General features: G+C 63.8%; 13 protein-coding genes and 1 pseudogene. 4 read left to right on the top strand and 10 right to left on the bottom strand.

Annotation, left to right across the window (positions count from 1 at the left end):
- Positions 1-90: 90 nt before the first annotated feature.
- Positions 91-597 carry an acyl-CoA thioesterase gene (locus tag PQQ86_RS14475; RefSeq protein WP_097390047.1) on the top strand — a complete coding sequence of 169 codons (507 nt, stop codon included), beginning with the start codon at positions 91-93 and terminating at the stop codon, positions 595-597.
- 163 nt (positions 598-760) lie between these two features.
- Here PQQ86_RS14475 and fumC read toward each other — a convergent pair whose 3' ends face one another.
- From fumC to PQQ86_RS14450, 5 genes are all read right to left on the bottom strand, one after another.
- The gene (gene fumC / locus PQQ86_RS14470; protein ID WP_408267869.1) at positions 761-2,161 is read right to left on the bottom strand and encodes a class II fumarate hydratase; all 1,401 of its coding nucleotides are present in this window, start codon (positions 2,159-2,161) and stop codon (positions 761-763) included.
- A 16-nt stretch (positions 2,162-2,177) separates the two neighbouring features.
- Positions 2,178-3,737, bottom strand: a complete 1,560-nt coding sequence (locus PQQ86_RS14465; protein ID WP_408267866.1) for a phospholipase D family protein — start codon at positions 3,735-3,737, stop codon at positions 2,178-2,180.
- A 260-nt stretch (positions 3,738-3,997) separates the two neighbouring features.
- Positions 3,998-4,957 (bottom strand): ketopantoate/pantoate/pantothenate transporter PanS, encoded by a 960-nt coding sequence (panS, locus tag PQQ86_RS14460; protein ID WP_408267864.1) that lies wholly within the window; start codon positions 4,955-4,957, stop codon positions 3,998-4,000.
- 304 nt (positions 4,958-5,261) lie between these two features.
- Complete coding sequence (locus tag PQQ86_RS14455) at positions 5,262-6,674, bottom strand: MATE family efflux transporter (protein ID WP_054036166.1); 1,413 nt, start codon at positions 6,672-6,674, stop codon at positions 5,262-5,264.
- 237 nt (positions 6,675-6,911) lie between these two features.
- Entirely contained in the window at positions 6,912-7,130 is a 219-nt protein-coding gene (locus PQQ86_RS14450) for an RNA-binding S4 domain-containing protein (RefSeq protein ID WP_011489423.1), read from the bottom strand.
- A 312-nt stretch (positions 7,131-7,442) separates the two neighbouring features.
- Between PQQ86_RS14450 and PQQ86_RS14445 the strand changes: the two genes are divergently transcribed.
- The 3 genes from PQQ86_RS14445 to PQQ86_RS14435 all read left to right on the top strand — a co-directional run bounded on the left by PQQ86_RS14445 (position 7,443) and on the right by PQQ86_RS14435 (position 10,687).
- The gene (locus PQQ86_RS14445) at positions 7,443-7,898 is read left to right on the top strand and encodes a hypothetical protein (RefSeq protein ID WP_408267859.1); all 456 of its coding nucleotides are present in this window, start codon (positions 7,443-7,445) and stop codon (positions 7,896-7,898) included.
- Between the two features lie 113 nt (positions 7,899-8,011).
- Entirely contained in the window at positions 8,012-8,275 is a 264-nt protein-coding gene (locus tag PQQ86_RS14440) for a hypothetical protein (RefSeq protein WP_408267858.1), read from the top strand.
- A 195-nt stretch (positions 8,276-8,470) separates the two neighbouring features.
- A complete protein-coding gene (locus tag PQQ86_RS14435; protein ID WP_408267857.1) occupies positions 8,471-10,687 on the top strand; it encodes an ATP-dependent helicase in 2,217 nt (738 codons plus the stop codon).
- 8 nt (positions 10,688-10,695) lie between these two features.
- On the opposite strand, the gene PQQ86_RS14430 is transcribed toward PQQ86_RS14435, so the two are convergent.
- From PQQ86_RS14430 to PQQ86_RS14410, 5 genes and pseudogenes are all read right to left on the bottom strand, one after another.
- Positions 10,696-11,463 (bottom strand): DUF4088 family protein, encoded by a 768-nt coding sequence (locus tag PQQ86_RS14430; protein WP_093640544.1) that lies wholly within the window; start codon positions 11,461-11,463, stop codon positions 10,696-10,698.
- Between the two features lie 328 nt (positions 11,464-11,791).
- Positions 11,792-12,115, bottom strand: coding sequence for an AzlD domain-containing protein (locus tag PQQ86_RS14425; protein ID WP_097390040.1), 324 nt, complete (start codon positions 12,113-12,115; stop codon positions 11,792-11,794).
- A gap of 80 nt (positions 12,116-12,195) precedes the next feature.
- Positions 12,196-12,951, bottom strand: a pseudogene (locus tag PQQ86_RS14420) (AzlC family ABC transporter permease); the annotation flags it as partial.
- Positions 12,952-13,041: 90 nt separating this feature from the next.
- Complete coding sequence (locus PQQ86_RS14415) at positions 13,042-13,869, bottom strand: AraC family transcriptional regulator (RefSeq protein ID WP_408267854.1); 828 nt, start codon at positions 13,867-13,869, stop codon at positions 13,042-13,044.
- A gap of 117 nt (positions 13,870-13,986) precedes the next feature.
- Positions 13,987-14,463 carry a CreA family protein gene (locus tag PQQ86_RS14410; protein WP_408267852.1) on the bottom strand — a complete coding sequence of 159 codons (477 nt, stop codon included), beginning with the start codon at positions 14,461-14,463 and terminating at the stop codon, positions 13,987-13,989.
- Between the last annotated feature and the right edge of the window lie 147 nt (positions 14,464-14,610).

Raw genomic sequence — 14,610 nt, 5'->3', positions numbered from 1 at the left:
GGCCACATAACCCCACTCGATCTACGACGGAGTCAATATTGCGCTCGTATAATCGCCTCCTTTAAATGCGTCCGATTGACCGGAGTCAAGATGAGCACCCCTGCCTTAGCGCCCCTGGATCGTTCCGAAACCACCTTCCGCTTTCTCGCCGAGCCCAGCTCGGTCAACTTCGGCGGCAAGGTGCATGGCGGCGCATTGATGAAATGGATCGACGAGACCGCGTACGCGTGCTCGGCGGTGTGGTCGGGGCGCTACTGCGTGACGGTCAGCGTCGGCAATATCCGCTTTCGCCGGCCGATCCTGGTCGGCAATCTGGTTGAGCTGCGCGCACGGGTCGTGGCGACGGGGCGCACCAGCATGCACATCCACGTGTCAGTGCAGGCGGGCGATCCGAAGGGCGGCGAGTTGCTGCAAACCACGGACTGCCTCGTGGTGATGGTCGCGGTCAATGAGAATGGCCACCCGGTGCCGGTGCCGGCGTTCGTCCCGGAAACGGATGAGCAGAAGCGCCTTGCCAAGTACGCGATGGATGTGAAGGATGCGCTCGACGCGATCGTCGAACTGAAGCCGGAAGAAGTGGCGCAAGGGAAGGTTTAAGCGGCGCCTCGGGCGGCATCGGCACGCCTTGCGGGGACGTGCCGCCGCTTGCCAGGGGCATGCACAACACCACGCGCGAACATTGCATCCGCGCGGCCTGCTAATTGCCATCAAATCAGCCAATCTGCCGGATCGGCCAACCTCCGGCCGATCCCATCGGCGATCACCCCGCCGAATGCCCGACCATATCCTTCGGCTGCACCCATTCGTCGAACTGCTGTTCGGTGACATAGCCGAGCTTGAGCGCTGATGCCTTTAGCGTCGTGCCTTCCTTGTGCGCCTTCTTCGCGATCTGCGCGGCCTTGTCGTAACCGATGTGTGGATTGAGCGCCGTCACCAGCATTAGCGATTCGTTGAGCAACGTATCGATGCGCTCGCGATTCGGCTCGATACCCACTGCGCAGTTGTCGTTGAAACTTTGCGCGCCGTCGGCGAGCAAACGGACCGATTGCAGCACGTTGTGCGCAATCATCGGCCGGAACACGTTCAACTCGAAGTTGCCGCTCGCACCGCCGATATTCACCGCGACGTCGTTGCCGAACACTTGTGCGCACAGCATCGTCAAGGCTTCGGACTGGGTCGGATTGACCTTGCCCGGCATGATCGAGCTGCCTGGTTCGTTCTCCGGAATCGACAGTTCGCCGAGGCCGCAACGCGGGCCGCTTGCGAGCCAGCGGATGTCGTTGGCGATCTTGTTCAGGCTCGCCGCCACCGTCTTCAACGCGCCATGCGCGAACACCAGCGCATCGGCCGCGGCCATCACTTCGAATTTGTTCGGCGCGGAGACGAATGGCAAGCCGGTCAGTTTGCCGATCGCCGCCGCCACCTTGTCGGCGAACTGCGGATGCGCGTTCAAACCGGTGCCGACTGCCGTGCCGCCCTGGGCGAGTTCGTACAGATGCGGCAGCGCCGATTCCACGTGACGGATGCCATGATCGAGTTGCGCGACGTAGCCCGAAAACTCCTGGCCGAGCGTCAGCGGCGTGGCGTCCTGCAGGTGCGTGCGGCCGATCTTGACGACGTCCGCGAAGGCTTTCGCCTTGCCGTCGAGCGTCTCGCGCAGCGTCTTCAGCGCGGGCAGCAGATGCTTGACGATCGCGTAGGCGGCGGCCACGTGCATTGCCGTCGGAAACACGTCGTTCGATGACTGGCCGCGATTCACATCGTCGTTCGGATGTACCTTGCGCGCTTCGCCGCGCTCGCCGCCGAGCAGCTCGCTCGCGCGATTCGCGATTACCTCGTTGAGGTTCATGTTGGTCTGTGTGCCGGAGCCGGTTTGCCAGACTGCGAGCGGAAATTCTTCAGGGTGCTTGCCGTCGATGATCTCGTCGGCCGCCTGCATGATCGCCTTGGCCTTGTTCTCGTCGAGCACGCCCAGACCCTGGTTGACCTCGGCGGCGGCGCGCTTGATGACGGCTAGCGCGGTGATCAGTTCGGGCGATTGTTTTTCAGACGAAATGCGGAAATTCTGCAGCGAGCGCTGGGTCTGCGCACCCCATAAACGAGCGTTCGGTACGGCGATTTCACCGAACGTGTCGCGCTCCATTCGTACGTCTTCAGCCATGGTTCAACTCCGCTTCTCAAAGTTCTGCGTTGACGGGCAATAAGGAGAATAGACCCGTTAGCGCGTTCCGGTAAAAACCCGCTTGGGGGTCGAAGATATAGGTGCGGCGCGTGCCGTCCTCGACGTCGGTCCAGACAAGCGGCGAGAGGGGCGCGCCGATCGAGCGCAGATAGGCGAGTTGCGCCGCGTCGGCGAGTGTGACGTGGTAGCTGGCTTCGGGCGCAATCGCACGTTCGAAGATCTGTGCAACCTGCTCGGCGAGCGCCGGGCTATGGATGACCAGCGTCTGTTCGGTGTTCAGATTGGCCGAGCGCGGGTCGAGATTCATCGAGCCGATCACCAGAATCTTGTGGTCGATCACAAAGGTTTTTGCGTGCAGACTGGCGCGCGAACGGGATCCGGCGAATCCGGTGCGCCGTGACTCTTGCTGCGGTTTGAATTCATACAATTCCACGCCTTGCTGCAGCAGCGGCACGCGGAAGGGGCTATAGCCGGCTTGCACCGCTACCGCGTCGGTCGCGGCGAGCGAGTTGGTCAACACCGCAATGCGTACGCCGCGATGCGTCAGTTCGCCGGCGGCCTTGACGCCGCTCTCGTGCGGTACGAAGTAGGGCGAAATGATCAGAAAATCCTTCTGCGCGTCGTGCATCAACTCGCCCAGTCGCTGCATGGGCGGACTGACGTAGTCCGGCGATGGATGTTCGATTTTCTCCGGCAGGTCCGCCTTGAATTCGGCCGGCGCCCACGTCAAGCCAAGTTGATCCTGGGCAATCTGCGTGGCGAGCGGTGTGGCGTTCAGCGGTTTCGCGTTGTACGGGTCGGCGTTGGTGCGCCAGTGCTGGCGTAAATCGTCGCGCGTTTGGTCGAGTTCTTTCGCATCGAACTTCTGCTTGTTCAGCGCCCGCAGCGGATAGGCGATGCTGCTGTTCCAGTAGTCGTCGAAACTGGCGGAGACGTCGGCGACTACCGGGCCGGCGGCCAGCACGTCGAGGTCGCGGAACTGCAGCGTTTCGCTCGCGCTGAAATATTCGTCGCCGAGGTTGCGGCCACCGACAATGGCCAACTGGTTGTCGGTAATCATCGACTTGTTGTGCATGCGGCGCGTGAAATGGCCGATCTGCGTGAACACGTTCGTAGTGCGTTCGAATACGCCTTCCTGCGCGCTGCCGAACGGATTGAAAACGCGGATCTCGATGTTGTCGTGCGAGTTCAGACCCGCCATCGTTCGGTCGATGTCCTTGAAGTTCAGATCGTCGACCAGCATGCGCACTCTCACGCCGTGGTCGGCCGCATAGAGCGCGGCGCCGAGCAGCAGCTTGCCGGTGGTGTCCTCGTTGGCGATGTAGTACTGCATGTCGAGGGTTTTCGTCGCCGCGCGTGCGAGCGCAATGCGCATCTGCAAGGCGTCGGCGCCGCTAGAGAGCACCCGGAAACCGGTCTGATTCGGATGCGCGGCTTCGAGTGGCGCGAGGGCCGTGTGAAGCGGCGTTGTTTCAGTGGCGGGCAGTGCGTGGGTGACCGGACGGTCGAATGCGGTGGCAGGCGGCTTGGTCGCGCAAGCGGTCAGAAATGCCATTGCGCAGCACAGCAGGAAGAAATGTCTCGTCGTCTCCCAAGAGGTCTTCCTGCTGGGTGTGCTGAACGCGCACTTGCGGTCCGATGCGGTCTGATCTTGATTTTGATGCCACGACACGCTGGCTCTCCCTGGTTTGCACGCTTCTCATCGCGGCAGCGCGGGTAGCGCGCTCACGCTGTCGAGAAATGCATTCTAAGGGGAATCAGGCGTGCGGGCTTTCGATCTTCCGTGTGGCTACGACGCGCGTCGCAGGTTCGTGATTACCCGCGTTCGACGTTCAATGCGCGCTCGCCATCCGGATGCGTCGATCCTTTCGCGGGACGTCCTGCCCAATACCCCGCGAGCAGCGAGCCGGACAGGTTATGCCACACCGAAAACAACGCGCCCGGCAATGCCGCGATCGGCGTGAAATACAGCTTGCCGAGTGTTGCCGCGAGTCCCGAGTTCTGCATGCCCACTTCGATAGCGAGCGTGCGGCAGACGGCTTCGTCGAAGCCGAGCAGACGGCCGCCCCAATAGCCGCCGAGCAAACCGATGCCGTTGTGCAGCACCACGCCCAGCATGACCACGAGGCCCACCGACGCGATGCTTTTCTGCGTGCCGCCCACCACCGCGCCGATGATCAACACAATCGCGACCATCGAGATCAGCGGCAAGATCGGTTCGATCTTGCGTACCGCCTTGTTGAACAACTGGTTGACGATAAGGCCGACCACGATCGGCAGCGCGACGATCTGCAGGATGCTCATCAGCATGCCGTGCACGTCGACGGCAATCGATGCATCCACATAAAGACGCGTGAGCAGCGGCGTCGCGAATACGCCGACCAGTGTCGACAACGCGCTGATCGTTACTGATAGCGCCACGTCGCCGCGGGCCAGGTAGATCATCACATTCGATGCCGTGCCGCTTGCCACGCTGCCCACCAGCACCATGCCCGCGGTCAGATCCGGCGGCATGCGCAGTGCCTTGGCGATGGCCCATGCGGCGAGCGGCATCACGAGGTAATGAAGCACGATGCCGGCAACTACCGGTGCGGGTCGTGTGAAGACGCGCTGGAAATCGGCCACCGAGAGCGTGACGCCCATGGCCAGCATGATGATCGTCAGGAGCGTGGTGACGTGCGGCGCAATACCGGTGAACGAGGCGGGCGAGAAGTACGCGGCAATCGAAACGAGCACGGCCCAGAGCGGAAATAAACGGGTGACGCGGGCAAGCATGACGGGTGGTCCTTGGTTATGTTTTGTAGCGAAATTCGGCGGTCAGTCGGGCGGCATGCTGCAAGGAGCGGTGCATACCTGGGGCGCCGCTCGCGAGGAGCGGCGGATGCTGGCGGCGGGTGTCGGGCCGCCAGGCGGCGCGGGCCTTTGTGAGGCGCGCGTGTGGCGTCGCGCGGGTGCGCGCGATTTTGCCAGAGGGCGCATTTTACCGTTCGCGGCGCGCTTGCCGGGAAACGATGGTTGCGGGCGCAACCATCCGCGAAATGGTGGGTTAAGGCCGACCGTTGGCCGGACTCAGGTGACTTCAGGCCGAAGGGGCAGGCGGCGTGCCGGGCATAACCGGCACGCGCCGCAAGCTCAGTTTGTGAAAGCGCAGCGTCATCAGCAGCGCGACGCTGGCAAGGCCGGCCGCGAGTCCCCACCACAAACCGCGCGCGCCCAGCCCGAAGTGAAATGCCATCACGTAGCCGGTCGGAAAGCCGATGACCCAGTACCCGAACGTCGCGGCGATCATCGGCACGCGCGTGTCTTTCAGACCGCGCAGGCAGCCTGAGCCGACCGTCTGCATGCCGTCGACGATCTGGAAGATCGCGGCCACGCCGAGCAGCGAACTCGCCAGCGTCACCGTGGCGGCGTTGGCCGGGTCGTCGAGATGCAGATACAGGCCGACGATCCAGTGCGGCGCGGCGATCAGCACGATGCCCGACAGCGTCATGAAGCCGACCCCGAGCGCGAGCGCGACGAAACCCGCATGGCGCGCGGCGAGCGGCTGGCCGGCGCCGGACCAGTAGCCGACCCGCACATTGGCCGCCTGGCCGATCGCGAGCGGCACCATGAAGGCCACCGAGGCGACGTTCAAGGCAATCTGATGCGCGGCCAGTTGCGATTCGCCGAGCAGGCCGACCATCAGGCCGGTGGCGAGGAACAGCGTCGATTCGACGCCATAGGTGATCGCGACCGGCCAGCCGATGCCGAACAACTCGCCCATCAACGGCACGTTCGGCCGCGTCGCAACGACGAAATGCTTATAGCGTGGCCGCAGATGCAACAAGGCCATCAGCACGAGCGCGCTCAGCCAGACGGTGATCGAGGTGGCCGCCGCCGAACCGAGAAAGCCTAAGCGAGGCAGTCCGTAGACGCCGTGAATCAGCCCGTAGTTGAGAAAACCATTGACGAACACGCTGACGAGCGACACCCACAGGAGCCGCTTGGCCGCGCCGATGGCCGGCAGGAACGAGCGCATCAGGCCGACGCCGATCAGGCTGCCGAGCGAGCCCCAGCGCAGCACCGCCGCGTATTCGCCGACGTTGTGCGCGAGCAGCGCGGGTTCGCCGAAGGCCAGCAGGATCGGCGTGGCGAACGACAGCAGGAAGAACGCGGGCACCGACAGCAGCACCGACAACACGAGGCCGGTCCAGTAGATATGCGGCACGCGGCCTTCGTCCTGCGCGCCGCGCGCATGCGACACGCTCACGCTGACGGAGGTGAGCACGCCCTGCAGCAGCGTGACGACGACGAAGAACAGGTTCGCGCCGAGGCCGCCGGCGGCGAGCGCATCGGGGCCGAGCGAGCCGAGCAGGATCGTATCGGTGACGCCCATCGCCATTTGCGAAAGTTGCGCGATGGCGAGCGGAGCCGCGAGCCGCGCGGTGTCGGCAGCGTGGCGGGTCAGGGTCGGCGGCCGGGCGGCCACCCGGGTGAAGCCGGATTGAGTCATGGAGCGCTTGGAAGCGGAAGGGGCGACAGCGTGGCGGAGGGCGGAGCCCAGCCGGTTCGCGGGGCTTGCGTGCTGCCGGTGAGGCGGCGAAATGCGGTGGCTCACCGGAGCGTAGGGCGGCTGTCAGCCGATTGTTTGTCTGTCGAAATTGACAGCTTATTGGTTAGGCGCGGGGATGTCGATGGAAGAGGCACGATTTTGGTGCGCGCGGTCCCCCGAGTTTTCGGACTTGGCGCGTCAGGCCTCGTGCACCGCGATGCGCGTATCGCCCAGCAGTACGACCTGGCCCGCGCGGATTTTGCAGGTTTTACGCGTTTCGACCCGGCCGTCGACGGTCACCGCACCGTCCGCGACCATCATTTTTGCCGACCCGCCGCTGTCCGCAAGCCCCGTTATCTTCAGGAGATTGTGCAGTTCGACGTAGTCGCCGGTCAGTGTGAAATCGAGGTTGGGCATGGCGTTTGCACCTTGAAGCAAAGGGTTCGCATCATAAGCCACAAGCTTGCCCTGAATGAATAGCCTCGTGTTGCCGGAGCGTTTTCGGGTGATTGCAAGCAGATGTTATGTAGTTGTCAGAAAATGAAACGTTCCGTAACACAGGTCGTATATTACGAACTTCACTCGTAAAGTGCGGGTCTGTAGGAAAGCTTGCTGGATTTTTCCCAGCGACGAATAGACCGGGCGAGGTGCGCATGGCATGAAGCACACGTCAATGTGCCGCATCGGATACGGCGCCCGCGTCACAACAACCTTAGAGAGGATTTAGCCATGACTCAGATTCGTACGCTCCTGATCGGTACCGCCCTGACCGCTTTTGCCGCTACCGCGGCGTTCGCGCAGACCGTGCAACCGGCCGCCGGTATGAACGGCCAGGCACAGGTCCAGACCCAAGGCGCCGATGTCGCGCCCGCAGCACCGGCCGCGCAAGGTGTACAGCCGGTGACGCCGGCGCCGACGCGTCTGACGGCATCGGGCTCGACCGATCCGCTGGTCCAGAAGCGCGACGCCAACGCGCAGGCTAACGCCGAATACAAGGCGTCGAAGAAGGCGTCCAAGGCGGAGTTGGCGCAGCAGAAAAAGGCTGCCAAGTCGCAGTACAAGGAGCAGGTGCGCGACGCCAAGATCAACCAGAAGGCTGACAAGCAGACAGCCAACAACGAAATGAAGATGAACATGCAAGGTCAGGCGTCCGATCAGGACAACGGCGCTGACGTGAAGCACTAAGCCTGCGTTCTGACGCGCCATCTCCGGCCCGCTTCACTCAACTTGCTGCGGAGTGAAGTGGGGCCGTGCAAGCTGCCTGATTTACCCGCATTCCCGTTGTACGGAGGTATCGCATGAACATTGCCCAGCCGATGAAGAACCGGATTTACGCCGCGCTGATCGCCGGTTGCCTATCGTCAGTCGCGTTCGCGCAGGCGAGCGACCCAGCCGTCGCGCCGGTGACCCACGCCGACAAGAAAGCGGCCAAGGAACAGTCGAAGGCCGACAAGAAGACTTCGGTGGCGCAAGCCAAGGCCGACAAGAAAAAGACCGATGCCCAGGCCGACGCTGACAAGGTGAACGCCGATGCCAGTCTGAAGGACGCGAAGAAGCAGTAAGAGCGCTTCGATGGGAAGCAAGGCGTCGCGAACGCGTTGCTAGACGTCGTCGAGAAAATGGCCCGGAGCGCGTGTGCGCCCGGGCCATTTTTTGTGCTTGCTTTGCGTGGTCGAAGGGCCGCGACCATGATTTCGCAAGCCCCTGCGTTGCCTGACGTTGATGTTAAAAAAGGGTCGCTTGTCTCCGATACTTGTATGGATATACAGTATGCGTCGCCGCGTTCATTCCACCTCAGGCCCGAATCCACTGTGCTCTCCGTCGCTGAGTCTTCGCCACTGTCTGCTTCCGGTACCGATAACGATACCGACACCGCCGCCTGGCTGGCAAAGCTTAACGACGCGCAACGCGAAGCCGTCGAATACGGCGCCGACAGTCCCAATGCGCCGGCGGGCGCGCTGCTGGTGATCGCGGGGGCCGGCTCCGGCAAGACCAACACGCTGGCGCACCGGGTCGCCAATCTGGTGGTGAAGGGCGCCGATCCGCGCCGTATTCTACTGCTGACTTTCTCACGCCGCGCCGCGCTCGAAATGACCCGCCGTGTCATGCGCATCGCTGGTGCGGCGCTCGGTACGCGGGCCGCGCTGGCGCAGGGGCTGACGTGGTCCGGGACCTTCCATAGCGTCGGCGCGCGGCTTTTGCGCGAATATGCCGAACTGATCGGACTCGCGCCCGCCTTCACGATCAACGACCGCGAGGATTCCGCCGACCTGATGAATCTGGTGCGCCACGAGCTCGGTTTGTCGGCGAAAGAGCGGCGCTTTCCGGCCAAGGGCACCTGCTTTGCGATCTACTCGCGCGTGGTGAACACCGGCGCATCCCTCGCCGACGTGCTCAACAGCGCGTTTCCCTGGTGCCGCGAGTGGGAAGCCGATCTGCGCATGCTGTTTGCCGCATACGTCGACGCCAAGCAGAAGCAGAGCGTGCTCGACTACGACGACCTGCTGCTCTACTGGTCGCATATGGCAGGGGAGCCGGCAATCGCGGCCGATCTGTCGGCGCGCTTCGATCACGTGCTGGTCGACGAGTATCAGGACACCAACCGCCTGCAGGCGTCGATCCTGCTCGCGCTGAAACCCGACGGCCGCGGCCTGACGGTGGTCGGCGACGACGCCCAATCGATCTATTCGTTTCGCGGCGCGACCGTGCGCAACATTCTCGACTTTCCAGCGCACTTCAATCCGCCCGCGAGGCAGATCACGCTCGAGCGCAATTACCGCTCAACCGGGCCGATTCTGGCGGCGTCGAATGCGGTGATCGAGCTTGCCAGCGAGCGCTATACGAAGAATTTGTGGACCGACAAAGCGTCGGCGCAGCGTCCGCGTCTGGTGACGGTCGCCGACGAAGCGGATCAGGCGCGCTACGTCGTCGAACAGGTGCTCGAAGCGCGCGAGCAGGGCATGAAGCTCAAGTCTCAGGCAGTGCTGTTTCGCGCCGCGCATCACAGCGCCGCGCTCGAGATCGAACTGACCCGGCGCAACATTCCGTTCGTGAAGTTCGGCGGCCTGAAGTTTCTCGATTCAGTGCACGTCAAGGATGTGCTCGCCGTGCTGCGCTGGGCGGAGAATCCGCGCGACCGTGTCGCGGGTTTTCGCGTCGTGCAATTGCTGCCGGGCATCGGTCCCGCCACCGCCGCAAAGGTGCTGGACGACGTCGTGGCTCGGGCGCGCGCGGGCAATCCGGCCGATTTCACCCATAGCGCCGGTGGTGCGCTGGCCGCCTTTGCGCCGCCCGCTCGCGCGCAGGAGGACTGGCATCCGTTCGTCAAGCTGATGTCGAGCGTGTACGGGCGGCAAACGCCGTGGCCGGCGGAGTTCGAAATGGTGCGGCGCTGGTACGAGCCGCATCTCGAGCGCAATCATGAGGACGCAGCGATCCGTCATGCAGACGTGCTGCAGATGGAAAGCATCGCGGGTACCTATGCGTCGCGCGAACGCTTCCTGACCGAATTGACGCTCGATCCGCCCGACGCCACCAGCGACGAATCGGGCGTGCCCCTGATCGACGAGGACTACCTGATCCTGTCAACGATTCACTCGGCGAAAGGTCAGGAGTGGCGCAACGTGTTCGTGCTGAATGGCGTCGACGGTTGCATTCCGTCCGATCTCGGCACGGGCAGCGAAGAGGAAATCGACGAGGAGCGCCGCCTGTTATACGTGGCGATGACGCGTGCGAAGGAAGACCTGCATATCGTCGTGCCGCAGCGCTTTTACGTGCACAACCAGACGCATATGGGCGATCGTCATGTGTGGGCGTCGCGCACGCGGTTCATTCCGGCGCATCTGATGCCTTTGTTCGACGCCTACGCCTGGCCGCGCGTGTCGGTGCCGAGCGCGCCGACAGCGGCGGGACTGGCCGCGGCGGCGCAGGCGAAGATCGAGATCGGCGCGAAGCTCAGGAAGATGTGGGACTGAACCTGCTTTTACCGCGACTGCCGTTGTTGCTGTTGCGGCGCCGGACGCGGCGGCACAAAGAAATTACGCAGCCAGGCGGCGAGGCGTGAGAACACGTCATACGGTTCTTCGACGAAGATTTCCGGCTTCAACAGGCGCAGATACTCCATGATCTGCTGCGCTTCCTGCTTCTGGAACGAACCGTGCGAAATGCCGAGGCGCAGCAGTCCGCGCAGTTCGCCGAGCTTTTCACGCGCAGTGCTACCCACGCTGGTTTCGCACGCCACTTTCGCTTCGTAGACGCGCTGACGCAGCGATTCCACCAGACGCCAGGCCGGCGTCTGCATGACTTCCTCGAGCGCCTGGATGTCCTGCGCGGCGCTCTTGATCTGCGCCGCGAGCGGATCGATCAGCACGGCGTCGCCTTCCGCTTCCTTGACGATGGCCGCGGCCCAGTCGCGGCACTGCTTGGTGAGCTCTTCCGGTGTCCATTCCGAGCGGGCTGCAAAGCCGAACCCGAATTCCCCCGCCTGCCGCATCAGAATCGCGACGACGTCCGGAAATTCCTTGTCCAGCGTGCGTTTTGCCCACGCGTACTGGCCACCCTGCAACATCCGCTGAACCGCGTGTTCGGTTAGCGGCACCATGTTGTCGAGCAGCTTGGCGCGCAAAAAGTCCTCAAACGACGGCGTCGCGAACTGCGGATCGAGCTTCAGCGAAACCCGCAGAAAAGCGTCGAAGTCCTTGCGCAGCGTCGCAATGGTCTCGTCTTTGAGCGTGAGGGTGATTTGACCCATGTGTTATCCCGTTTGGTCCTGCCGCGCTGCATTGTCATATCGGCGTTTCGCGCACGGACCCCGTGAGACGCGACGCCCATGCTGGCGCGGTTGATTCCTGCCTGTTGCCGCGTAACTAGCGGGACGTATCCCGATGAGCGGACCTCGACTACTTATCGGCGGATTCAGGGAAAACTTAAGGGTGTGGGGGCGTTAGCGGAGGCTTTAGAGGAATGCGTCGCTTGTGAGGGCAACGCGCGGCGGGCGCCGCCCTGTGGCGAGCCCGCCGCGCTTGGCGTCTATGGCAACGTGGGCGCCGCAGGTGCGGGATGTCGGCCTCGAACAGCGCCTATTTAAGCACAACGCCTTGCCAGACAAAAAAGACTGTCAGGCCGACCGCGATGGTCAGGAGCGGTCGCCGCGTCAGCGCGCTGACTACGATGGCGGCCAGCGCCCCGACCAGTTGCGGATTGCGCCAGGTCAGTTCGGCGCCGGTGCCGTGCGGCGAGACCGCCATCGGGACGATGATCGCCGTCAGCACGGTAACGGGCACGAAGCCGAGCGCGGTGCGCACGAGCGGCGGAAACACCAGCCGGTCGCCGAGCACGAAGACGGCGGCGCGGATCACCCACGTAATGGCGGCCATACCGAGGATCAGAACGACGTAGTTCATCGCAATGCCTCCATGGTTTCCTTCGAGGTTTTCCGTGGGGCGTCCCGGCGGGGGCCCTGTGAGCTTTCGCGCGACGCTGCTCGCGAGGATTCGCGATTTCCCCGCGCGCCTCGCCCAAATCGCGGCGCCGACAGCACGACACCGATTGCCACACCCGCGAACACGGCGCCGAGCAGGCCGAGCTTGTACGGCCACGCCTGCCAGAAGAAAGCCAGCGTGCCCGCGGTCGCGGCCGCCGCGATATAGCGCAGCGCGACAAGCTGCGGCACGACGATTGCGATGAATGTGGCGACCATCGCGAAATCGAGCCCGAGCGACTGAAGGCCCGGAAAGGTCGCGCCGAACAGCAGGCCGGCGACGGTCCAGAGCTGCCAGTTCAGGTACATGGCGAGCCCCGCGCCAAAGAAGTAGTGCGGGCCGACCGTGCCGGGCTCCCGATGCCGGTAATGTTCCCACGCGACCGCGAAGACTTCGTCGGTGAGCAGCGCGCCGAGCGCCCAGCGCCAGCGCGAGGGCAAGTGCGCGACGTGCGGCGCGAGCGTCGCGCTATACAGCACGTGACGCAGGTTGACGACGAGCGTGGTCGCCCAGATCACCGCAAAACTCGCGTGGCCGGCGATCAGGCCCAGTGCGATGAATTGCGCCGAGCCGGCGAATACGACGAGCGACATCAACTGCCCGTGCCACAGATGCAGCGGGCCGGATGCGACCAGAGTGCCGAAGATCACACCGAAGGGCGCCGCGCCGACCATCATCGGGATAATGTCGCGCGCGCCGGCGGTGAATTCTTTTAAGTGGCCTGTGCTTGAGGGCTGGCCTGGGTGGGAATGGGTCAATCTTGCCTCCTTGATACGCAAAGGATAGCGGGCAAGGCTGGGTGAGGACTTGTACGTTCTTGCGGTGGGTGGCGGCGAAGCTTGCTTGCGTCAGCTGCCTTGCCAGCGCCCCGGCGGCACGCCGAACATGCGCCGGAAATGACGCGTGAAATGGCTTTGATCCGTGAAGCCGCTCGCCGCGGCGACATCCGTCACGGAAACGCCCGCTCGCAATGGTGCGAGGGCGCGCTGCAAGCGCACCTGATTGCGCCATGCGTGCGGCGGCAATCCGGTGGTCTGCGTGAAAAGGCGTGCGGCGTGGAAGGGCGAGAGTCCCGCTGCCCGCGCGACCTCGGCTAACGTGACAGCTTCGGCGATGTCGCCGGTCAGGCGCTCCTGCATCGTCGCGACGCGGGCGTCGTCGGCGGCGAGGCGCCACGCTTCCGGCTGCGTTTGCGCGTAGCGGACCAGCAAGGTGGACAGCGCGTCGAGCATCGCGGCCTCGGCGGCGAGCGGATCGTCGCCGGCCTCCAGCAGACAGTGCGCACGTGCCAGTCGCTGCGCCAGATCGGGATCGCGGATGACGCCCGGCGCGAACCACGGCAATGCTTGCGGCTTGCCGGCAACGTCGTTGGCAAGCTCGTGAATGAAATCCACCGGCGCATACATCACGCGATAGCGCCAGCCTGCCTCGACAGCCTTGGAACCTGTGTGCAGTTCGCCAGGATTGATGATCGGCACGCTGCCCGCTTCGGCGACATAGTCCGAGCCGAGATACCGATAGCACTCGGCACCTGCGACGATCACCGGAATCGTGTACGCATCGTGCCAATGCGGCGAGAACTCGTGATCGTGATATTCCGCCGTGAGCAGATCCGCGCCGGGCAAAAGCGGCGTGCGCCAGTAGCGGGCGGAATCCTGGAAACGATGGGCGGTCATGGTGAAAGTCTGGCGATCCTGCGCTCCGGCATGACCGGTCAGTGTAGCGCGCCTCGGCCGTTGCGGTCACTCATGCGTGTACGTTCTTGCGCAGTGAGCGTGGCCGCGGGGTGGCGACTACTTGATCGGAATCGTCGTGCCGGCTGGAACCGGCACGGCGCTCACGCTGTTTTTCGCGCTGCCGCTGACTACACGATCGCTGTACGTCATGTACACCAGCGTATTGCGCTTCGCGTCGACCACCCGTACCACATGCAGCGATTTGAAGATCAGCGACATGCTGACCGAGAACACATCGGATTGCTGCTTCACGGGGCCGGTGAAATGAATCGCGCCCACTTGCCGGCAAGCGATCGACGCTTCGGTCGGATCTTCGGCGATGCCGAGCGTGCCCTTGACGCCGCCCGTGCGCGCCCGCGACACGTAGCAGGTCACGCCCTGAACGAGCGGATCGTCATAGGCCTCGACGACCACGCGGTCGGAACCGGTAATGCGGAAGTTGGTATTGACGCTGGCGACTTCTTCGCTGTGGGCCGCGGGCAGCAGCAGGGCGGTAGTGACTGCAAGCGCGATGCGCAACACGGTGGATTTCATGGGAGGGCCGGAAAGAGTGCTTGGGTTGGGCGCGAGAGAAAGCGCCATCGTATAACGGCGTAGCCGCCGGAGGGTCAGTGCAAATGCGCTAGGTTACGCGCTATCTTCCAGCCGGAGCCGACCACACCGCCCGCCGATTCAAGCCAC

The sequence above is a fragment of the Paraburkholderia sediminicola genome (genome assembly GCF_046026675.1).
Lineage (GTDB): Bacteria > Pseudomonadota > Gammaproteobacteria > Burkholderiales > Burkholderiaceae > Paraburkholderia > Paraburkholderia sediminicola_F.
This window is presented reverse-complemented; position numbering and strand designations above follow the sequence as displayed.